This window comes from Cellulomonas soli (assembly GCF_013409305.1).
GTDB lineage: Bacteria > Actinomycetota > Actinomycetes > Actinomycetales > Cellulomonadaceae > Cellulomonas > Cellulomonas soli.
Genome location: NZ_JACBZJ010000001.1, coordinates 2,546,079 through 2,566,104, shown reverse-complemented (window position 1 = coordinate 2,566,104; position 20,026 = coordinate 2,546,079). Strand labels below are relative to the sequence as shown.

General features: G+C 73.4%; 20 protein-coding genes. 9 read left to right on the top strand and 11 right to left on the bottom strand.

Annotated features, from left to right (window positions below; all coding sequences use genetic code 11):
• The first annotated feature begins 154 nt into the window (after positions 1-154).
• Entirely contained in the window at positions 155-1,147 is a 993-nt protein-coding gene (locus tag BKA22_RS11940; RefSeq protein WP_146954216.1) for a LacI family DNA-binding transcriptional regulator, read from the top strand.
• 113 nt (positions 1,148-1,260) lie between these two features.
• Here the strand turns inward: BKA22_RS11940 and BKA22_RS11935 are convergent, their stop codons facing one another.
• Genes BKA22_RS11935 through uxaC form a run of 4 tightly spaced genes read right to left on the bottom strand, consistent with a single transcriptional unit; the run spans position 1,261 to position 7,290 of the window.
• Positions 1,261-2,793: a tagaturonate reductase gene (locus tag BKA22_RS11935; RefSeq protein WP_146954215.1), complete on the bottom strand. Its 1,533-nt coding sequence runs from the start codon at positions 2,791-2,793 to the stop codon at positions 1,261-1,263.
• Positions 2,790-4,349 carry a UxaA family hydrolase gene (locus BKA22_RS11930; protein WP_146954214.1) on the bottom strand — a complete coding sequence of 520 codons (1,560 nt, stop codon included), beginning with the start codon at positions 4,347-4,349 and terminating at the stop codon, positions 2,790-2,792. Before BKA22_RS11930 ends, BKA22_RS11935 begins: the two co-directional genes overlap by 4 nt.
• Entirely contained in the window at positions 4,346-5,794 is a 1,449-nt protein-coding gene (locus tag BKA22_RS11925; protein WP_179561760.1) for a glycoside-pentoside-hexuronide (GPH):cation symporter, read from the bottom strand. Before BKA22_RS11925 ends, BKA22_RS11930 begins: the two co-directional genes overlap by 4 nt.
• 47 nt (positions 5,795-5,841) lie before the next feature.
• Positions 5,842-7,290 carry a glucuronate isomerase gene (uxaC, locus tag BKA22_RS11920; RefSeq protein WP_146954213.1) on the bottom strand — a complete coding sequence of 483 codons (1,449 nt, stop codon included), beginning with the start codon at positions 7,288-7,290 and terminating at the stop codon, positions 5,842-5,844.
• A 156-nt stretch (positions 7,291-7,446) separates the two neighbouring features.
• Between uxaC and BKA22_RS11915 the strand changes: the two genes are divergently transcribed.
• Positions 7,447-8,127 carry a M23 family metallopeptidase gene (locus BKA22_RS11915; RefSeq protein WP_146954212.1) on the top strand — a complete coding sequence of 227 codons (681 nt, stop codon included), beginning with the start codon at positions 7,447-7,449 and terminating at the stop codon, positions 8,125-8,127.
• Between the two features lie 57 nt (positions 8,128-8,184).
• On the opposite strand, the gene BKA22_RS11910 is transcribed toward BKA22_RS11915, so the two are convergent.
• A complete protein-coding gene (locus BKA22_RS11910) occupies positions 8,185-8,655 on the bottom strand; it encodes an ATP synthase subunit C-like protein (RefSeq protein ID WP_146954211.1) in 471 nt (156 codons plus the stop codon).
• A 128-nt stretch (positions 8,656-8,783) separates the two neighbouring features.
• On the opposite strand from BKA22_RS11910, the gene BKA22_RS11905 reads away from it, so the two are divergent.
• The 3 genes from BKA22_RS11905 to BKA22_RS11895 are packed head-to-tail and all read left to right on the top strand — an operon-like array spanning position 8,784 to position 11,193.
• Positions 8,784-9,515, top strand: a complete 732-nt coding sequence (locus tag BKA22_RS11905; RefSeq protein WP_179561759.1) for a phosphatase PAP2 family protein — start codon at positions 8,784-8,786, stop codon at positions 9,513-9,515.
• Positions 9,512-10,288, top strand: coding sequence for a phosphatase PAP2 family protein (locus tag BKA22_RS11900; RefSeq protein ID WP_146954209.1), 777 nt, complete (start codon positions 9,512-9,514; stop codon positions 10,286-10,288). The genes BKA22_RS11905 and BKA22_RS11900 overlap by 4 nt, the downstream gene beginning before the upstream one ends.
• Positions 10,285-11,193 (top strand): diacylglycerol/lipid kinase family protein, encoded by a 909-nt coding sequence (locus BKA22_RS11895; RefSeq protein ID WP_146954208.1) that lies wholly within the window; start codon positions 10,285-10,287, stop codon positions 11,191-11,193. Before BKA22_RS11900 ends, BKA22_RS11895 begins: the two co-directional genes overlap by 4 nt.
• A gap of 6 nt (positions 11,194-11,199) precedes the next feature.
• On the opposite strand, the gene BKA22_RS11890 is transcribed toward BKA22_RS11895, so the two are convergent.
• The 3 genes from BKA22_RS11890 to BKA22_RS11885 all read right to left on the bottom strand — a co-directional run bounded on the left by BKA22_RS11890 (position 11,200) and on the right by BKA22_RS11885 (position 13,686).
• Complete coding sequence (locus tag BKA22_RS11890) at positions 11,200-11,985, bottom strand: DUF1206 domain-containing protein (RefSeq protein ID WP_146954207.1); 786 nt, start codon at positions 11,983-11,985, stop codon at positions 11,200-11,202.
• A gap of 115 nt (positions 11,986-12,100) precedes the next feature.
• Positions 12,101-12,235 (bottom strand): hypothetical protein, encoded by a 135-nt coding sequence (locus tag BKA22_RS19860; RefSeq protein ID WP_257024099.1) that lies wholly within the window; start codon positions 12,233-12,235, stop codon positions 12,101-12,103.
• Positions 12,236-12,348: 113 nt separating this feature from the next.
• Positions 12,349-13,686: a helix-turn-helix domain-containing protein gene (locus BKA22_RS11885; RefSeq protein ID WP_146954206.1), complete on the bottom strand. Its 1,338-nt coding sequence runs from the start codon at positions 13,684-13,686 to the stop codon at positions 12,349-12,351.
• Between the two features lie 406 nt (positions 13,687-14,092).
• On the opposite strand from BKA22_RS11885, the gene BKA22_RS11880 reads away from it, so the two are divergent.
• From BKA22_RS11880 to BKA22_RS11865, 4 genes are read left to right on the top strand one after another with little or no spacing between them, the layout of a single operon-like run.
• Complete coding sequence (locus tag BKA22_RS11880; RefSeq protein WP_146954205.1) at positions 14,093-15,088, top strand: ATP-binding cassette domain-containing protein; 996 nt, start codon at positions 14,093-14,095, stop codon at positions 15,086-15,088.
• Complete coding sequence (locus BKA22_RS11875) at positions 15,088-15,963, top strand: ABC transporter permease (RefSeq protein WP_218866641.1); 876 nt, start codon at positions 15,088-15,090, stop codon at positions 15,961-15,963. Before BKA22_RS11880 ends, BKA22_RS11875 begins: the two co-directional genes overlap by 1 nt.
• Before the next feature lie 28 nt (positions 15,964-15,991).
• Complete coding sequence (locus BKA22_RS11870) at positions 15,992-17,212, top strand: sensor histidine kinase (protein ID WP_146954204.1); 1,221 nt, start codon at positions 15,992-15,994, stop codon at positions 17,210-17,212.
• Complete coding sequence (locus BKA22_RS11865) at positions 17,209-17,889, top strand: response regulator (RefSeq protein WP_146954203.1); 681 nt, start codon at positions 17,209-17,211, stop codon at positions 17,887-17,889. The genes BKA22_RS11870 and BKA22_RS11865 overlap by 4 nt, the downstream gene beginning before the upstream one ends.
• A gap of 56 nt (positions 17,890-17,945) precedes the next feature.
• Here BKA22_RS11865 and BKA22_RS11860 read toward each other — a convergent pair whose 3' ends face one another.
• From BKA22_RS11860 to BKA22_RS11850, 3 genes are all read right to left on the bottom strand, one after another.
• Positions 17,946-18,419 carry a hypothetical protein gene (locus tag BKA22_RS11860; RefSeq protein ID WP_146954202.1) on the bottom strand — a complete coding sequence of 158 codons (474 nt, stop codon included), beginning with the start codon at positions 18,417-18,419 and terminating at the stop codon, positions 17,946-17,948.
• A complete protein-coding gene (locus BKA22_RS11855; protein WP_146954201.1) occupies positions 18,416-19,693 on the bottom strand; it encodes a Fic family protein in 1,278 nt (425 codons plus the stop codon). The genes BKA22_RS11860 and BKA22_RS11855 overlap by 4 nt, the downstream gene beginning before the upstream one ends.
• A 119-nt stretch (positions 19,694-19,812) precedes the next feature.
• Positions 19,813-19,980: a hypothetical protein gene (locus BKA22_RS11850; RefSeq protein WP_179561758.1), complete on the bottom strand. Its 168-nt coding sequence runs from the start codon at positions 19,978-19,980 to the stop codon at positions 19,813-19,815.
• Positions 19,981-20,026 lie beyond the last annotated feature (46 nt).

Below are 20,026 nucleotides of genomic sequence, written 5' to 3'. Positions count from 1 at the left end.
GGCGCGTCGGGCGGCCTCTCGGCCCGGGTGCCGGACTGCGGCAGCGCCTCCCGCTGCACACGTGTGCAGCAACCTAGGATGAGGACGCCGTCGGGGCGTCCTGCCCGGGCGCCTCGAGCGGGGAGACCAGGCGGTGCCAGCGACGATCCGGGACGTGGCGGCCAGGGCCGGGGTCTCGGCCGCGACCGTCTCACGGGCGTTCACGCGGCCCGAGAAGGTCGACGGTGCGACCCGGCAGCGTGTCCTGGCCCTCGCCGAGCAGCTGGGCTACGAGCCGAGCAGCGCCGCCCGCTCCCTCAAGACCGGGCGCACGGGCGCACTGGGGATCATGGTCCCCGACCTGTCGAACCCGTTCTTCCCCGACGTCGTGCGCGGCATGCAGCACCGTGCCCGCGACCACGGCTACCCGGTGCTGCTGGCCGACTCCGGCGAGGACCCGGCGGCCGAGCTCGCGCTCGTGCGCACGCTGGCCCGCAACGTCGACGCGCTCGTGCTCTGCTCACCGCGGATGCCCGACGCCGAGCTCGCGGAGGCGGCCCTGCTGCGCCCGCTGGTCCTGGTCAACCGCACGACCCCGGTCACCTCCCCGGACCTGCTGCCGTCGGTGACGATCGACAACGTCGGCGGCGTCCAGCAGGCGGTGCGGCACCTGCGCGCGCTGGGGCACCGGCGGGTCGGGTTCGTCTCGGGTACGGCGACGAGCCGCTCCGCGCAGGACCGGTTGCAGGCGTTCACCGGCTCGACCCTGACCGAGGGCATGGAGGGCGTCGTGATCGGCAGCTACCAGCCGACGGTCGAGGGCGGGGCCGCCGCAGCCGACGACGCGCTGCTGGCGGGGGTCAGCGCCGTGGTGGTCTACAACGACGTGATGGCCGCCGGGCTCATGGGTCGGCTCACGCGCCTGGGTGTGGTCGTGCCCGACCGGTTGAGCATCGTCGGGTTCGACGACATCGCGCTGGCGGCACTGCTCACGCCTGCCCTGACCACGGTGCACATCCCGCTCGAGCGCGCCGGGGCCGTCGCGGTCGACCGGGTGCACGCGTACCTGACGGGCAGCGGCGGCGAGGACGACGAGCCCGCACCGTTGCCGACGGAGCTCGTGGTCCGGGCGAGCACGGCGGCGGTCCGGGTCCCCCCGAACCGCTGAACCTGCTCGCACCGTCGCTCGTGCGGCACGGGCGAGCGACGACGCCTGGAGGAACACCCCGCACCGAAGGTCTCCCCTCGGTGCGGGGCGCCGTCGGGCCCGCAGGGGGTCGGCTACCGCAGCGCGCCCGACGTCTGTGCCCCGGCGAGCGCGGCGAGGAGGGTCGCCCGCGCGCCGGAGGTCCGGATGGTCGTCGCCCAGGCGGCGGCGTCCTGCACGAGCACCTCGGTCTGCTCCGGGTCAAGCCCGGAGGCCAGGTCGAGATGAGCGACCGCGCCGCGCACCCAGCCCTCGAGCGCCTCGGCGTCGAACGTGTCGGCCAGGTACTCCAGGGTGTCCGCGTCGTCCGCGGGCGCGAAGCCCTCGACCCCGCCCTGACCGGCCTGCAGCAGCAGGACCGCGGCGAGCGAGAGGGCGGTCAGCGGCGCCGGCTGCCCCGCACGGACGCGGTCGACGTAGACCGGCAGGTTCCGGGTCCGCCACTTCGCGACCGCGTTGAGGGCGATGTCGGCCAGCCGGTGGTGCAGGTACGGGTTCGTGAAGCGCTCGAGGATCCCCGCGGCGAACGCCTCGAGGCCGGCACGGTCGCCGGCGATCGTGCCGAGCACCTCCTCGCCGACGAGCCGCTCGACGTAGCCGCGCAGGTCCGGATCGCCGTAGGCCTCACGCACGGACGTGAACCCGCACTCCAGGCCGAGCGCGCTCAGGGCGGTGTGGGCGCCGTTGAGCACCCGGACCTTCTGCGCACGGAACGGGCGGATGTCGTCCATGAACCGCACGTCGAGCCCGGCCCGGTCGAGCGGCAGCAGCGCACGGATCCGCGCGTCGCCGCCGATCGCCCACACGTGGAAGTACTCGGCCTGCACGACGAGCCGGTCGGCGAACCCGAGCTCGGCCTGGATCCGGTCGATGTCGGCCCGCGGGAAGCCGGGCACGATCCGGTCGACGAGGGTGTCGTAGAAGCTGCACGCCTCCTGCACCCAGGCGACGAAGTCGGCACCCAGGCCGGCCGCCTCGGCGTGCCGCAGCACGTGCGCGCGCAGCGTCGACCCGTTGTCCTCGATGAGCTCGCACGCCACGATCGCGAGCCCCTTGTCGGCCGCACCGGCGTAGTGCCGGAACCGGTCGTGCAGGAGCGCGGTGACCTTGGCGGGGAACGAGACGGGCGGTGTCGCCATCAGGTCGTCGCCCTCGACGTAGACGATGCCGGCCTCGGTCGTGTTGGACACGACGACCTGCAGCTCGGGGGCGAGGTAGAGCTCGCGGTACCGCTCGAACTCGCCGTGCGCGGCGACGACGGCCTGCACGCAGTCGACGCGCGTGACCTCACGGACGGGCTGCCCGTCGCGGACACCCTCGAGGACGACGTGGTAGAGCCCGTCCTGCTCGCGCAGCAGGTCGAACGCCGGGTCGGGCTGGGCGGTGGCGTGCACGACGGCCACACCCGCGTCGGTGACGCCTGCGTCGTTGGCGACCTGGACCATCCAGTCGACGAAGCCGCGCAGGAAGTTGCCGCCGCCGAACTGCAGGACGGTGATCGGTCGGGGCGTGCGGGCCACGGTGGTGGCGTCGAGCTGCTGCATGGGGGACTCCGGGAGGTCGGTCACGGACGGGTCGGCGGGGCGCACGTCAGGGGTGGTGCTCACGTGACCGTCCCGAACTGCCACGGCACGAACTCGTCCTGCCCGAGCCCGAGCTCCTCGCTCGCGGTCCGCTCCCCCGAGGCGACGGCGATGATCCGCTCGAAGATCTCCTCGCCGACCTGCGCGACGCTCGCGGTGCCGTCGACGATGCGCCCGCAGTTGAGGTCCATGTCCTCGCTCATGCGCTGGTACATCTCGGTGTTCGTCGCGAGCTTGAGCGTCGGGGCCGGGCGGGTGCCGAGCACCGAGCCGCGCCCGGTGGTGAAGCACACGACCGTGGCACCGCCGGCGACCAGGCCGGTCACGGAGACGGGGTCGTAGCCGGGGGTGTCCATGAACCCCATGCCGCGCGTCGTCATCGGCTCGGCGTACTGGTAGACGGCCGACAGGTCCGCGTGCCCGGCCTTGGCGACCGCGCCGAGCGACTTCTCGAGGATGGTCGTCAGGCCGCCGGCCTTGTTGCCTGGCGAGGGATTGTTGTCGAGGCTGCCGCCACCCTCCTCGGCGTAGGTCTTCCACCAGTCGATGCGCTCGAGCAGCGCCCGGGCGACGTCCTCGCTGACCGCACGACGGGTCAGCAGGTGCTCGGCGCCGTAGACCTCCGGGGTCTCCCCCAGCACCGAGATCCCGCCCGCCGCGACCAGCAGGTCGGACGCGTGACCGAGGGCGGGGTTCGCGGTGATGCCCGAGTACCCGTCCGAACCGCCGCAGTTGAGCCCGAGCACGAGCTCGGAGACCGGTGCGGGCTCGCGGCGACGGGCGTCGAGCAGGGGCAGCATGCGGACGACGGCGGCGACACCGGCCTCGACGGTCGCCCGGATCCCGCCCTGCTCCTGGATGGCCAGGCTCTCGACGAGGGTGTCGGACAGCACCGGCAGGGTGTCGACGATCGACTGGACCTGGATCATCTCGCAGCCCAGGCCGAGCACCAGGAGCCCGCCGAAGTTCGGGTGCGCCGCGTACCCGTGCAGGGTGCGCTGCAGCACGCCGCCGCCGGTGGACGCCGGGATCATCCCGCACCCGCTCTGGTGGGTCAGCGCCATGACGCCGTCCACGTGCGGGTACTGCGCGAGCAGCGGCGTCACCCGGTCGGCGATCATCCGGGCGGTCGACGCCGAGCAGTTCACCGAGGTGAGGATGCCGACGTAGTTGCGCGTGCCGACCTTGCCGTCGGCCCGGCGGTAGCCCTGGAACGTGCGGACCGGGCCGGTGGGTGCCGGCAGCGTGGTGTGCACGGTGGCCAGCTCGTGCGCGTCGGCCCCGGAGTCCATGCCGAGGTTCTGCACGTGCACGTGCTCGCCCGCGGCGATGTCGGCCGTGGCCCGCCCGATCGACTGGCCGTACTTGTGCACCTGGCCGCCGGCGGGCACGTCGCGCACCGCGAGCTTGTGGCCGCGGGGCACGTCGGTCGCCACGGTCAGCACGCCCTCGGGGGTGCTCAGCCGGGTGCCGGCGGGCAGGTCGCGGATGGCCACCACGACCTCGTCGGCGGCGGCCAGCCGCAACGTGCAGCGGTCGAGGTCGAGCAGGTCGGCGGTCAGGGCACGTCCGGTCGTCATGAGGTCGCTCCGGGTTCGTCGGCGACGGCCAGGCCGGCCTCGCGCTCACGGGTCTCGACGACCAGCTCGGTGATGCGCTGGTCGGTGAGGGGGTAGAGGAAGAACAGGACCGCGCCGGCGACGGCGAGCGCGATGGCCGGGTAGAGGGTCTGCAGGCCCTTGATGCCGAGCAGGATGCCGTCGACCTGGTCGGCCATCCCGGGCTTGGACGTGAAGTCGGGCACGTAGCCGATGAGCGAGAGGCCGAACCCGGCGGCGCCGCCCGCGACCGCCTGGGCGATCTTGCGGGAGAAGTTGAACATCGAGTACGTGATGCCCTCGCGGCGCACGCCTGAGCGCCAGTGGCCGAAGTCGATCGCGTCGGAGACGAGCGCCCAGGTGATGCCGTTGGGCAGCGCGATCCCGACGAACGACAGGCTGTACAGGATCGTGAACGTCACGGTGTGCGTCGGCAGCACGAAGTTGAGCCCGTCGGCGACGGCGGCCAGGCCGAACCCGAAGATCGCGACGCTCTTCTTGCTGAACTTCTTGACGAGGAACGGGATCGCCAGGATCGCGATGATCGAGGAGCCGATGCCGAAGAAGTTGACGATGGCGAGCAGGTCCTGGTTGTGCAGGTTGTAGTCCGTGAAGTAGACGATCATCGCCGGCTTGATGTTGTAGGCCGAGATCGAGAACACGGTCATGAGGATGAGCACGAGCAGCGCACGGTTCTGGCCGACGGTCCGGGCGAAGGTGCGCAGCGTGACCTTCTCGGTGTTGCGGACGACGGGCACGGTCTCCTTGGTGCCGCGGAACGTCGCGTAGAAGCCGAGCACGCCGACGACGGCCATGGCGCCCGCGGCGGCGGCGAAGCCGACACGGTCGGAGCCGAACGCGGCGACGATCGGCATGAACGCCATGCCGGTGACCAGCAGCGCGGTGACCGATCCGGCCTGGCGGAACGAGGCGAGCTGGGCCCGCTGCTCGGAGTTCTGCGTCATCACCGACGAGAGCGAGCCGTAGGGCACGTTCGTGAAGGAGTACAGGACGCCCCAGGCCATGTAGGAGCCGTAGGCGTAGACGAGGTTGACCCCGTCGGTGCCGCCCGGCGTGAGGAAGCTGAACACCGTGAGCACGCCGAGGGCGATCGCGGAGTACATCATCACGGGCTTGAACCGGCCGTGCTTGCCGCCGCCCTTGCGGCGGTCGACCATGATGCCGGCCAGCGGGTCCATGAACGCGTCGAACAGCTTGGTGAAGACGAAGACGCCGGCGGCCGCGGCCGGCGGGATGCCGGCGACGTCCGTGTAGAACTTGAGCAGGTAGGCCTGCCCGAGGTCGAACATGAACCCGTTGCCCATGTCGCCCAGGCCGTAGGCGATCTTGGCGCGCAGGGGGAGCTTGTCCTGCAGTCCGGCCATCGTGGGGGCGCTGGGCGACGTTGCCTCAGTTGCGGTGGTCATCGTTGTCCTTGTGTCGGGGTGGGGTCGTGCGGGGACGGCGAGCCGGCTCAGCGGCGCGCGTAGGCGAGCTTGGGCAGGTGGTAGGCCAGGTCGACGGCGGTCTCGATCGCCTCGTCGAGGCGCAGCCGGTGCTCGAGCACGAGGCGCGCGAGGAACCCGGCGTCGACGCGGCGGGACAGGTCGTGCCGTGCCGGGATCGAGGCGTACGCACGGGTGTCGTCGACGAAGCCGGAGGTGTTGTAGAAGCCGGCGGTCTCGGTCGCGGTCTCGCGGAAGCGGCGCATGCCCTCGGGCGAGTCGAGGAACCACCAGGGCGCCCCGAGCCGCAGCGAGGGGTACGCGCCGGCGAGCGGGGCGAGCTCACGGCTGTAGACGGTCTCGTCGACGGTGAAGAGGATCGCGCGGAACCGCGGGTCGGTGCCGAACGCCTGCAGCAGCGGGCGCAGCGCCCGGGTGTACTCGGTGGCGACGGGGATGTCGAAGCCCTTGTCCTGCCCGTGCGCGGCGAAGACGCCGTCGTGGTGGTCGCGCAGCACCCCGGGGTGGATCTGCATGACGAGCCCGTCCTCGCAGGCCATCGCGGCCATCTGGAAGAGCATGTGCGCGGCGAACGCGTGCACCTGCGCCGCGGTGACCGAACCGGGCTCGCCGTGCAACGCCTGCGCGTAGAGCTCGGCGGCGGCGCTCGCGTCCATGGGCGTGGTGTCGGCGCTGAGGTGACCGTGGTCGCTGGCCAGCGCGCCGGCTGCGACGAAGGCGGCCCGGCGCTCGCGGAGCGCCGCGAGGTACCCGGCGTACGAGCCGGTGTCGATGCCGGAGACCGCGCCGAGCTCGGCGATGTCGGCGCGCCACGTCGGACGGTCCAGGTGCACGACCGCGTCGGGGCGGAACGTCGGGACGACCCGGGCGCCGAGGCCGTCGGCGGCCAGCAGCGCGTGGTGCTCGAGGCGGCTGGTGGCGGCGTCGGTCGTCGCGATGAGCTCGATCCGGAACTGGTCGAGCAGCTGGCGCGGCCGGAAGTCGGGGGCGGCGAGGCGTGCCGCGATCTGGTCGAACACCAGGTCGGCGGTGTCCGGGCCGGGCTCGACGTCGACGCCGAAGACGTTCACGAGCTCGTGCTCGAGCCAGTACCGCGAGGGCGTGCCGCGGTAGAGCTTCCAGGACGAGCAGAACCGTCGGAAGATCTCGCGGGAGTCGGTCTCGACCGGGCCGCCGTCGACGCGCGGGATGCCCAGGGACTCGGGCGTCGCGCCCTGCGACACGATCATCCGGGTCACGTAGTGGTCGGGAACGACGAGCAGCTGCGCCGGGTCGGCGAACGGGCGGTTCTGCGCGAACGCCTCGACCTCGACGTGGCCGTGCATGCAGATCAGCGGCAGCGTCGCGGTCTCGGCGTAGATCTCGCGGGCCACCTCGCGCTGCTGCGGGTCGAGCGGCAGCGCACGGTCGGGGTGGATCGTCAGGCGGGTGGGGGCGGTCGGTGCGGTCGAAGCCATGGGACGTCCTTTGTCCGAGGGGCCGAGAGTCGAGGCGTGTCGTGCACACGTTTGCAGTGCACACGTTTGCATCGTGGTGCCTCGCGACGGGCCGCCCTAGGGACGAACGTCCGGGTTGTGGTGATCGGACCTCACGTCGAGGCAGACTGCTGGCGCATGGACCCGATCGCGCTGACGCTGCCGTTCACCGGACGCTGGGTCACGCAGAACAGCCCGGCCCGTCGGGTGCCCAGCCACGGCGTCGACCTGCTGGGCCAGCGGTACGCCATCGACTTCGTCGGGGTGGACGACCGGGGCCGGACCGCACCCGTCCGCGACTGGCGGACGTTCCTGACCACCGAGCCGCCGGAACGGTTCCTCGCCTTCGGCCGGGCGATCCTGGCGCCCGCCTCCGGCGTCGTGGTGACGGCTCACGACGGCGAGACCGACCACGAGGCCCGCCGCTCACCGCTCGCGCTGGTGCCGTACGCGCTGGGGCAGGCGTCCCGGCTCCGGCGGGGGATCCCGGCCATCGCCGGCAACCACCTGATCGTCGAGGACCGCGACAGCGGCGCGTTCGTGGCGCTGGTCCACCTGCGGGCCGGCTCGCTGCGCGTCGCCGTCGGCGACCGGGTGGCCGCCGGTCAGCCGGTCGCCGCGTGCGGCAACTCGGGCAACTCGACCCAGCCGCACGTGCACGTGCAGGCGATGGACAGCCCGGACCTCACGGTCGCCCGAGGCATCCCCCTGCTGTTCCGCAGCTTCCGCGAGTGGCCGCGGCGAGGTCCCGCGCCCCACGACCGCGAGACCGGCATCCCGGCCGAGGGTTCGGTCGTCGAACCGCTCTCCGTCGGCTGACTCGCGCTCGGCACCGCGCGACGACGGCTGTCGCAGAGAAGCAGAGCGCGCCGGAGGTCAGCCGCGCAGCCGCGCCAGGTGCCGGCGCAGGGCAGCCGGGCCCGAGGCGTGCACGAGGATCGCCGCGATCGCGACCGGCACCGCGACGAGCAGCGGCCCGACCTCCGAGCCGTCGCCGACCGCGAACAGCAGGACGAGCCCCAGGAGCGCGGGCAGCTCCGCGACGGCGATGCCGACGAACGCGGCTGTGCGCACCGAACCGTGCACGTCGCGGTCCGCCACGTCCGTGCGGCACGCCCAGGCGAGCACGGCGCCCGTGGCCCAGGCGGACCCGAACCACGAGACCAGGGCGAGCGCGACGCCGATGACGAGCCCGGGTCCGCTGACCTGGGGGTCGACGGCGAGGAAGAGGACGCCGATGACCCCGACGACCAGCAGAGCGCCGCAGAAGCTCGCGGTGATGCCCGTGAACACGCGCACGAGCCCCTCGTCGGTGACCGGGGGCGTGACGGGCGGGCGGACGACCATGCGGCGACCCTAGCCGCGCCCCGCGTCCCGCGTCCGCGCTTTCGGGCAGCCCGAGGGGCCGGTCCGGCCGGGCTGTGGCAGCGTGTCCGGGACGACCCCGCCGCTCGACTCCCCGGGAGACCATGACGATGCCCCGCACCACCGACCCGAGCACCTCGGACTCCACCGCGCCTGCGCGAGCGACCGAGGGCCGAGGCCGCAGGCTGGTGCGCGCCGCCGTCGCGGCCGCCGCGGTCGGGCTCGTCGTGCTGCTGCTGGCGGTGCTGGTGCGCGAGCAGTGGCACCCGCTGGTCGCGTTCGACGAGCAGGTCGTGGCCGCGGCGACGGCCTTCGCGGCGACCTCCCCCGGGCTCGTGCGGGTGCTGCTCGGCTGGCAGTGGGCGTTCGCCGCCTCGCGGCTGTTCGTGCCGTTCGTCGTCGTGTGCGCGCTGTTCTGGTGGCGCACCCGTCGCACGACGCGGACCGTGTGGGCGCTGGGCACGGTGCTCGCGGCCTGGAGCCTGTCCAACCTGGCCAAGGAGCTGGTCCGGCGGGCACGCCCCGTGCTCGACGAGCCGGTCGCGCAGGCGCCGGGGTACTCGTTCCCGTCAGGCCACGCCGCCAACACCGCGGCGATGACGACGGCCCTGGTCGTGCTCGTGTGGCCGGTGCTGCGCAGCATGTGGCTGCGCGTGCTCGCCGTGGTCTCGGCGGTGGTCCTCATGCTGCTCACGTCGGCCGACCGGGTGCTGCTGGGCGTGCACTACCCGACCGACGTGATCGCGGGGACGGTGTTCGGCGTCGGGTTCGTGCTCGCGTCGTACCTGGGCTACCGCGGCTGGTCTCCGACGCACGAGAGCCCTGCGGGAGCGGCCCGATGAGCGCCGGCGTGCTGCGGCTCGGACCGCTGGCCCTCGACCTCGACCGCTACGCCGACGACCCGTCGCGCCCCTCCGGACGTGAGGTGTGGCGCGACCTGGGGGTCCGGGTCGCCGTGCCGGCCGTCGCGCTGTGGGCGGTGGTCGTCGGGCTCGGGTTCCTGCTCACCGGACCGTGGGCGAGCCTCGGCGAGCGGGAGGTGGCCGTCAACGACTGGCTGGTCGAGCGACGCACGGCCACCCTCGACACCCTCACGCTCTGGTGGAGCGACCTCGGGACGACCGAGTCGGTCATCGGGATCTGCGTGGTGGTGGTCGCGGTCGTCTGGTGGCGCACCCGGCAGTGGTGGTACGCGGTCGTGCCCGCGATCGCGATCGGCACGCAGGCGGCGGTGTTCATGCTGGCGGCGCTCGTCGTCGGCAGGGACCGCCCCGACGTGGAGCGGCTGGACGACGCCCCGCCGACGTCGAGCTTCCCGAGCGGGCACTCCGGCGCGTCGACCGCGCTGTACGTGACGCTCGCGCTGATGGCCCAGCGCGTCGAACGCACCTGGCTGCGGGTGACGCTGACCGTGGTGCTGCTCGTGGTGCCGGCGCTCGTCGTGTACTCGCGCCTGTACCGGGGCATGCACCACGTCAGCGATGTCGTGGTCGGTGTCCTCAACGGCCTGGTGTGCGTGGTGCTGGCCTGGAACTACCTGCGCCGCGCGCCTCGGTCCACGGACCGGCCCGCCGCCGACGGCTCGCACGCCGCCGCTGCCGGGGGTGCCCGATGAGCCGGGCCGCCGTCGTGGCGAACCCGTCCAAGCTCGACGACGCCGAGGCGACCCGCCGGGTCCTCGAGGAGGTGTCCGAGACCCACGGGTGGGACCGCCCCTTGTGGGTCGAGACGACCGAGGAGGACCCGGGCGGCGGGCAGACCCGGGAGGCGCTCGCTCAGGGCGCGGACCTGGTGTGCGCGCTCGGCGGGGACGGCACGGTGCGGGCGGTCGCCGAGGTGCTGGCCGGCGGTGACGTGCCGCTCGGCCTGCTGCCCGCGGGAACGGGCAACCTGCTGGCCCGTGCGCTCGACCTCACGCTGGACTCCCTCGAGGACGCCATGACGGTCGCACTGACCGGCCGCACCGCACGGATCGACGTCGGGACGCTGCGGGTCGACGGCTCCACCGACGAGCAGGTGTTCCTCGTGATGGCCGGGATGGGCCTGGACGCCGAGACGATGGACCGCGCGGACGAGCGGCTCAAGGGTGCGGTCGGCTGGCCGGCCTACCTGGTGTCGGGGATGCGCGCCGCGATCGGCGGCGGGTTCACCGCGCATGTGCGCACCGACGACGGTCCGACCGTCCGGCGGGCCGTGCGCTCCGTCGTGGTCGGCAACAGCGGGCGGCTGCAGGGTGGGATCGAGCTCATGCCGGACGCCCGCCTCGACGACGGCCTGCTCGACGTGGCGGTCATCGCCCCGCGCGGCCTGGCCGGCTGGGTCCGCACGATCGTCACGATCATCACGTCCGGCCGGGGTCACGCCGATCTGGCGCGCCTGCAGGGCACCACGGTCCGGGTGGCCGCCGGGGAGCCGACGGCGACGCAGCTCGACGGCGACCCGGTGGGTGAGCATCGCCAGATGGTGTGCCGCGTGCGCCCGGGCGCGCTGCTCGTACGGGTCGGCACGACGGAGGGCTGAGCGGGATCAGGTCCGGGCGTACCGTGCGCGGCCGAAGGAGTAGACCGCGTACGCGACGAACCCCGCCGCGACGACGGTCAGCAGCGCGGTCCCGAACGGCTGGTCGCCGAGGGTCCGCAGGGCCGCGTCCAGGCCACCGGCCTCGTCCGGGCGCGCGTGCCAGGCCGCGGCGACGAACAGGGCGCCGACGACCCCGAGGGCCACGCCCTTGGCGACGTACCCCAGGCGTCCTGGGGCGACGACGAACCGCCCCGGGTGCTCGCGCAGGTCGCGCAGGAACCCCCGGGTCCACCCTTTGTGCACGTGGTACGCGGCCACCCCGAGGACGACCGCACCGACGCCCGCCACGGCGAACCTGCCGCCCTGGTGGCTCATCAGCTCGGCCGTGAAGTCCCGGCTCTGCTCGCCGCTCGAGCGGGGCGCGCCCTGGGCGAACTGCACCGAGGTCCACGCCAGCGCGGCGTACAGCACCGCCTTGGACGCGGCCTTCACGCGCGCACCCGCGCCGCCACCGGTGCCGACGGCCTCACTGACCTGCCACACGGCGAGCCCGGCGAACCCGACGGCGACGACCCACAGCGCAGCCCGGCCGCCGGGGCTGGACGCGAGCGCGCCCAGGGCACCCGACTGGTCGGCACTGGTGACCGACCCGAACCAGGCGACCTGCACCACGACCAGGGCGAGCATGAGGTGCAGCACGCCGCTGGCGACGTAGCCCAGGCGGGCGAGCGCACCCGTGGTCGGGTGGTCGTTGACCCGCCGGGCGACCCGCGTCATGTCGGCGCTGTTCATCCCGCCACCGTGCCACGGGAGCTGCCGGGACGCGCCCGGGGGCCCGACGGGCGGAGGGCCGCACGCGCCGCCGCACCCTGCTCGTGCAGGCGCGGCGACGGGACAGCCCCCCGCGTCAGCGGACGGCGATGGTGATGACGTTCTTGCAGCACGGCGAGGCCACGGCCGGCTGGGCGGAGGACGCCGTGGTGCCGACGACACCGGTGAGCGCGGCGAGGGACAGGACGAGGGCGATGCTGAGCTTCTTCACGAGAGGTACCTTTCGATGGGCGTACCGGACTTTCCGGCACACATCGCATGGTCCCTACCCGATGTCGTGGATGCAATGACGCACACGACTGCGCCATAGACAGCCCGGGAACGTCACCTGTCCGGATGAATCTCCAGACCCGTTCGCCTCGGACGTGGCGGCATGTCCCCCCGGATTCCCGCCGCGGCCAGTGCCCGCCCGTAGGCCTCGGCGACCCGGGCGTCGTCGTCACCGGCCAGCCTCAACCGGTCGCCGATGCGGCGCCACAGCGTCGCCGCCGGACGTCCCGAGACGATCATGTCGAGCAGGTCGGCCGCGGACCGGTACTCCTTGACGGCCTCGGTGCTCAGGGTCTGGGCGAGCAGCGCGTCGCCGAGCACCTCGTGGGCGGAGGCGGCGTCACGACGCACCCCGTCGCGCAGCAGCTCGACCGCCTGCTCGGCGTACCGCACCGCGGCCTCCGGGTCGCCGTGCAGCAGCAGGGCCCGCGAGCGCACCGATGCGGCCCGGGCCAGCTCGACCTGCGACTCGCCGATCTCGAGCGCCGTCTGGGCGGCGTCCAGGTCCGCGAGCGCCTCGACGGGCCGTGGCGGGTCCACCGAGACGAGCAGGACCGCCCGGTCCAGACGCAGCCGCGGAAGGTCGCGGTCGACCTCGTCGACGCCCGCGAGCGCGATCGCCGACTCGATCTGCAGCAGCGCCGAGCCGGGCTCGCCGAGGGCGTCGTCGACGAACGCGAGGTTCCAGTGCACGGAGGAGACCGCCCGGGGGGTGCCGTGCGCGCGGGCCCGCGCGAGCAGCTGTCCGCCGCGGTAGCGCGCGTACGTCGTGTCACCGCGGGCCACGTACGCCCAGATGATCGTCGACTCCAGGCGCACGACCTCGTCACCGGCGGTCGCCTCGGCGGGCAGCCGGGAGAGCAGGTCCTCCCCACGGGCCACCGCACGGTGCAGGTCGGCGGCCTCGGTCAGCGCCATGACGATGCGCATCGCCGCGTAGGCGGCGCGGTCGTAGCGGTGGGCGTCGAGCAGCTGGGCGCACAGCCGTTCGAGCACGTCGATCGAGGCCTCGAGCTCGCCCGCCAGGTCGAGCGCCTCGGCGTGCGCGAGGCCGACCCGGGCCGCGGCGTCCACGTCGAGCCCGGAGACGTCGACGCCGGCGAGCACCTCGGCCGCGCCCCTCGGGTCACCCGTGCGGGTCAGCCGGCGGGCCTCGACGATCGCCGTGTCGGCGCTCTGGTAGCCGGGCGCCGCCTCACCGTCCCGCAGGAACGCGAACGGCAGGTCGAGCACCTGCGCGATCCGGGCGAGCGCGTCCTCGCCCAGCGAGCGCCGCCCGCTCTCGACGTGCGAGATGTACGTGGGGTGCACCCCGGCGCGCCGTGCCAGCTCACCCTGGCTGAGCCCGGCCCGCTCACGGGCTTCGCGGACGCGACGACTCAGTGGGCTCACGGGCCCACGATAGGGACGGCCGACCCGCATCGGAAGTCCGCCGGGCCCGGACGCGGTGCGCGCGCCGGCCCAGGAATCGCGGATGACCAGCAGGAATGCCGTTTCTCCGTCGTCGATCAATGGTCGGCCCGAGCGCGAACGACTGCGCCCGGACCTCCGCAGAGAACGGCCCAGGAATTCGCGCTCCTGCTGTTCCGGCGACGGAATTCCTTCGCGAGAGGGAGGGGCTGCTCGTGGAGCGTCGACTGCTCGTGCGCCGTGCCCTCACGGTCCTCCACCTGGTGGACGACACCGGGGGCGGCTCGTACTGCGGGCGCAGTACGAGCAGATCCGTGCGGCCGGACGACGACGTGCGGCCGGTCGCCGGGAAGGCTGGTCGTACGGCACCACGAGACGAAGGACGGCCATGATCGAGCTGCGGGAACTGACCAAGCGCTACGGCGACAAGACGGCCGTCGACGCCGTCAGCGCGATCGTGCGGCCGGGTGTGGTGACCGGGTTCCTCGGTCCCAACGGCGCCGGGAAGTCGACGACGATGCGCGCGATCGTCGGCCTGGACCGCCCTACGTCCGGTGTCGCGCTGGTCAACGGGCGCCCCTACGTCGACGCACCGGCACCCCTCGCGGAGGTGGGCGCGCTGCTGGACGCCAAGGGGGTCGACAAGGGTCGCTCGGCGCGCAACCACCTGCTCGCGCTCGGCGCGACGGTCGGCATCGGGGCGCGCCGGGTCGACGAGGTGCTGGGCACCGTCGGGCTGACCGAGGTCGCGGGCAAGGCGGCCGGCACGTTCTCCCTGGGCATGGGTCAGCGCCTGGGCCTGGCGGCTGCGCTGCTCGCCGACCCGGGCGTGCTGATCCTGGACGAGCCGGTCAACGGTCTGGACCTGGACGGCATCCAGTGGATCCGGGCGCTGCTGAGCGAGCTGGCTGCGGAGGGGCGCACCGTGCTGCTGTCCTCGCACCTGATGAGCGAGATGGAGCTCGTCGCCGAGCACCTGCTGGTCATCGGGCAGGGGCGCATCCTGGCCGACACCGCGATGGACACGTTCATCGCGACGTCCTCGCCCGGGGTGGTGGAGGTGATCTCGCCCGACGCGGGTGCGCTGGCACCGCTGATCATCGGGCCGGACGTGGTCGTGGCGTCCTCGCGGGCCGACCACCTGGAGGTCCGTGGGGCGAGCGCCGAGGTGATCGGCGACCTGGCTGCCGCGCACGGGCTGCGGATCCACGGGCTGCTCACGCAGACCACGTCGTTGGAGACGGCCTACCTGGAGCTCACGCGCGACAGCGTGGAGTACACGGGCACGGTCCAGCACCACGCCCGACCGACCGGCGCACCCGCTCCGACCTCCGCCCACTCCCCCTCTCCTTCCCCTGACGAGACCGCCCGGAGGGCCGCCTGATGACCGCCACCACGCTCGAGCGTCCCCTGCCCGCCCTCGATGCCGCGGCCACCCGGCCGAACGACGCGACACCTGTCCGCCCGCAGGGGCTGGGCACCGCGATCCGGTCGGAGTGGGTCAAGCTGCGCACGTTGCGCTCGACCTGGATCGGTCTGGCCTCCACGCTCGCCGTGCTCGTCGGCTTCGGCGCGATCGCCGCGGCGGTCTCGACGGGATCGGTCGCGACCCCCGAGGGCGGGGACGGCGGCGGCCCGTTCGGCGGCGCGGACCCGGTCTCGACCGTCCTCATGGGCGCGAACTTCGCGGTCCTGCTGATGGGGATCCTCGGTGCGCTCGCCGGCGCGCGCGAGTACGGCTCACGGATGATCGCCACGACGGTCGCCGCGGTACCGCGGCGCTGGCAGGTGGTGACCGCCAAGGCGACCGTGTTCGGTGCGGTGTCGGTCGTGGTCTCCGTGGTCGGCGTCCTGGGCGCCTTCGCGATCGGCATGGCCGTCCTGTCCGGCGGGGACGCCGCCACGCTCGCCCTGACCGACGACGGCGTGCTGCGCCAGGTGCTCGGCATGGCCGCCTACATCACGGCGGTCGGTCTGATCGGCATGGGTCTGGGGATCCTGCTGCGCAGCGTCGCCGGCTCGATCGGCGCGGTCGTCGCGGTGTTCATGGTGCTGCCCCCGCTGGCCGGCGCGCTGCTGCCCGACAGCTGGGACCCGGTCCTGGCGTACCTGCCCAGCTCGGCGGCCTCGGCGTTCACCTCGGTGCAGGGCGCCGGGAGCGACGTGCTCGGCGCGGGCGCGGGTGCCTGGGTGCTCGCCGCCTGGGTCGTCGCGGCGCTGGGTGCGGCCGTCGTGTCGATGACGCGCCGCGACGTGTGAGCAGCTCGCGGTCCGTAGGGTGGCGGCCATGATCCTCGGGCGGCCGGTCGTCGAGCGGTTGCGGCGACGTCCGTCCCTGGTGGACGCGGTGCTGGGCCTCGCGCTCGGCGCCGCGTTCCTGCTCGTCCCGCTGGCGGTGGCTGCGCGCCTGCGCCACAAGGGCGGCATGGACCTGGATCTCACCGCCGTCGACATCGCCCTGACGGTGGTGTGCGCGCTGGCGCTGACGCAGGTGCGGCGCCTCCCGCTGGTGGCGCTGGTCGTCACGTCCGTGGCGAACCTCGTGGCGATGATCGGTGGCTGGCAGGTCAACCTGGCCCAGTTCGGTGTCACCCTCGCGATGTTCGGCTACGCGCTGCACGAGCCTCGGACCCGGGCCGTGCGGGCCGCCGCGATCACGTCCGTGCTGCTCGGGATCACGTCTGTCCTCAGCGCGGGGCTGCGGACCGGCGAGTGGGGGCGGATCGACGTCGTCCTGTGGCTGTGGACGGCGACGGCCGTCGCGCTGGCGATCGCGAGCCGGCGCGCGACGATGGTGGCGCTCACCGACCGCGCGCTGCGCGCCGAGGAGACCCGTGAGGAGACGGCCCGCCGACGCGTGGCCGAGGACCGGGTGCGGATCGCCCGCGAGCTGCACGACGTCATCGCGCACCATGTCGCGGTGATCAGCGTGCAGTCCGGCGTGGCCGAGCACCTGATCGACCGCGACCCGGCAGGCGCCCGCGAGGCCCTGCACCACGTGCGCGGCTCGGCCCGGTCCGTGCTCGCCGAGCTGCAGTCCGTGCTCGGCGTGCTCCGCCAGGACGAGACCGCGCTGCCCACGGCCCCCGCCCCCGGGCTGGCCGACCTGGCCGGGCTCGTCGCCACGGCACGAGCTCTGGGCACCCCCGTCCGGGTCGAGGCATCCGGGCCGACGCCCACCCTGAGCCCGGCCGCCGGCAGCGCGGCGTACCGGCTCGTCCAGGAGGCGCTGACCAACGTGCAGAAGCATGCGACGGGCGCGCCCACCACGGTCCGCGTCGAGACCTCGGGCGACCACCTGCTCCTGACGGTGACCAACGTCGCCCCGCCCCGCACGTCGCCGGCCCGTGCCGCCGATCCCCCGCACGAGCCGATCGGCTCCGGCCTCGGACTGGTCGGCATGCGCGAGCGCGTCCTGGCTGCCGGCGGCACGCTCGAGGTGGGCCCCACCCCCGACAGCGGGTTCCGTGTCGCCGCACTGCTGCCCCTCACCGTGGAGGACCGATGACCGTCCGAGTGCTCATCGCCGACGACCAGGCCCTCATCCGCGCCGGGTTCCGCGTGCTGGTCGACAGCGCCGAGGACCTCGTCGTCGTCGGCGAGGCCGCCAACGGCGAGGAGGCCGTGGCCCTGGCCCGGTCGCAGCGCGCCGACGTCGTCCTCATGGACATCCGCATGCCCGGCCTCGACGGTTTGGAGGCCACCCGCCGGATCAGCGCCGACGAGGACCTCGCCGGCGTCAAGGTCCTCGTCCTGACCACCTTCGAGCTCGACGAGTACGTCTACCTGGCGCTGCGCGCCGGGGCCAGCGGGTTCCTCGGCAAGGGTGTCGACCCCGACGACCTGCTCGACGCCATCCGCCTGGTCGCCGCCGGCGAGGCCCTGCTCTCCCCTACCGCCACCCGCTCCCTCATCTCGAGCTTCCTCTCGCAGCCCAGCCGCGTCGCCTCGGCCGGCATCCCCACCCAGCTCGGCCAGCTCACCGACCGTGAGCGCGAGATCGTCGCCCTGGTCGCCGAGGGTCTGACCAACGACGAGATCGCCGAACGCCTCGTCATCTCCCCGCTCACGGTCAAGACCCACGTGAACCGCTCGATGACCAAGCTCGAGCTGCGCGACCGGGCCCAGCTGGTGGTCGCCGCCTACCAGTCGGGGCTGGTGCGCATCGGGACCGGGGGCGACTGATCCGATCGCACCGTCGGGCGCGCGGCCGAGCCCATGGCCCGCTCGCCCGGGAGCAGCTACGGGGCGCGATGTGCGGCCGCGGACGACCGGTGCGGCAGACCGATCAGGTCACGCAGGCGCGCGGCAGCCCGCTCCGCCGAGGCGGCGAAGCCGACGAGCCCGTAGGCCTTGACGACCCGGCCTGCGGTGGTGGTGACGGCGACGGTGCACAACCACGACGTCCGGGGACTGTCCCACACGAGGAAGCCGTCGTAGTTGAGCACCCCCACGTGCTCGACGTCGGCGAGCGAGACCCTGCGCGTGCTGAGGAAGTTCCGAACGATCACCTGTGATCCGGTGACGATCACGCCCGACCGGCTCGCCCTGACGGCCGCCACGACCGAGATGATCGCGACGACGAGCCCGATCGGGGACCACCCCGCCCGTGCCGGCGGCTCCGGGTCGACCATGCCGCCGACGCACGCCAGAGCGAGGGCAGCCCACCCGACGACGGCGAGGGTCTGCGACGCGCGTGTCCGGACGCGGCTCACCCCGGTCGACCGGAGCCCCGGCCGCGCGCCGCTCCGGGGAGGACGGATGCATCGGCGATCGATCGGCGACCGGCTCGCCCGGCGAAGGCGTCCATCGCGGTGAGCACCGTCGGCGCCTGCCACACCCGGTTGCGGTGGGCCGAAGTCGCGGCACGCAGGATGCCTGAGGTCTCGAGGACCTCGATCGCGTTGCGCGCACCGCGGTCCGAGAGGCCGAGCGTTGTCGCGACGTACTCGGCGTTCACGACCGGCTGAGCGAACAGCGCATCGGCAAGCCTCCACGCGGCCGAGTCGGCGCGGGCGGTGATCTGCTCTCGCCATGAGGCACGCAGGTTCGTCACCTCGTGTGCGAGCCGTCGTCCGTTCAGCGTCGCGGCCAGCGCGGCGTGCGCGACCTGCTCGACGATCGCGTCGATGTCGCCCTGCCGGTAGCTCGTCAACGCGCGGAAGTACCGCTCCGGGTCGCGGAGCAGTCCGGCCGAGACGGGGACGGTCGTGTGGCGGGTCAGGCCTCGTCGGCGGAGGACCTGGTGGAGGACCACCCGGCCGGTGCGGCCGTTGCCGTCGACGAACGGGTGGATCGTCTCGAACTGGGCGTGCACCAGCGCGGCGTGGACCAGCGCCGGGATGTCGTCCCGGCCTGCGAAGACGATCAGGTCCTCGAGCGTGGCCGGCACACGGTCGTGGTGCGGGGGGACGAAGTCCGCGTCGTGCGGGCTCAGGGCCGAGCTCCCCACCCACACCTGCTCCGCGCGCAGGTGACCGGCGACGTCGGGATCGGACGATGCGAGGAGCGCCCGATGGACGGCGAGGATCGTCGCGGAGGTGACGTCGTCCCCGACGGCGAGAGCCTCGTTCATCGCGCGCACGTTCGCGGCGACGAGCTCGGCGTTCTGCTTCCCACCCACGCCGAGGCTTGCCATGGCGAGGTTGCGCGCGTTGCTGGTCAGGTGCTCGATCTGGGAGCTGGACGCCGACTCGGTGCGCAGCAGCACGGCCGGCATCGGGACGGGCATGGCTGCGACCTCGCTGTCGAACCGCGCGACGTCGGAGGTCGCCTGGTCGACGACGGCTTGGACCGCGCCGCTGATGTGTGGCGTCAGGCCCGCGATCGAGGGCAGCACGGACGCCTGGTACGGACGCGCGAGACGCCTGCGGTCCCACACCGACACCCGGCCGTCGTCGAGGGTGGACGTCCAGTCGCGCGCCTCGGTCGTCAGTGCCGGCCAGGCGTTGTGGGCGGGGTCCCGCCCCTGCTCGCCCTCACCTGTCATGAGCCTTCAACACCTCCGCCCGTTGTTGAAGGCTCAGCGTAGAGCCTTCAACAACGGGCGGTCGAGATGAAGGATGACCTCGGCGAGAAGTCGTGGCCTGGAGGGGCGCCGCGGAGGGCTCACCCGGCGCGCCTGTCCCTCCCGACCTTCCGGATGGTGGAGAGCGCTGCCGCCGCACAGCACACCATCGTGAAGACGAAGAGCCACTCCTGCATCCGGGCTCCGACCACTGCCAAGACGATCTCGACGACGGAGACCGGCCACAGCACCCGTTCGCGCATCGACATCCGGATCTGCTCCCCCCGGTTCGTGTGGCGGCACCGTCGCCGCCAC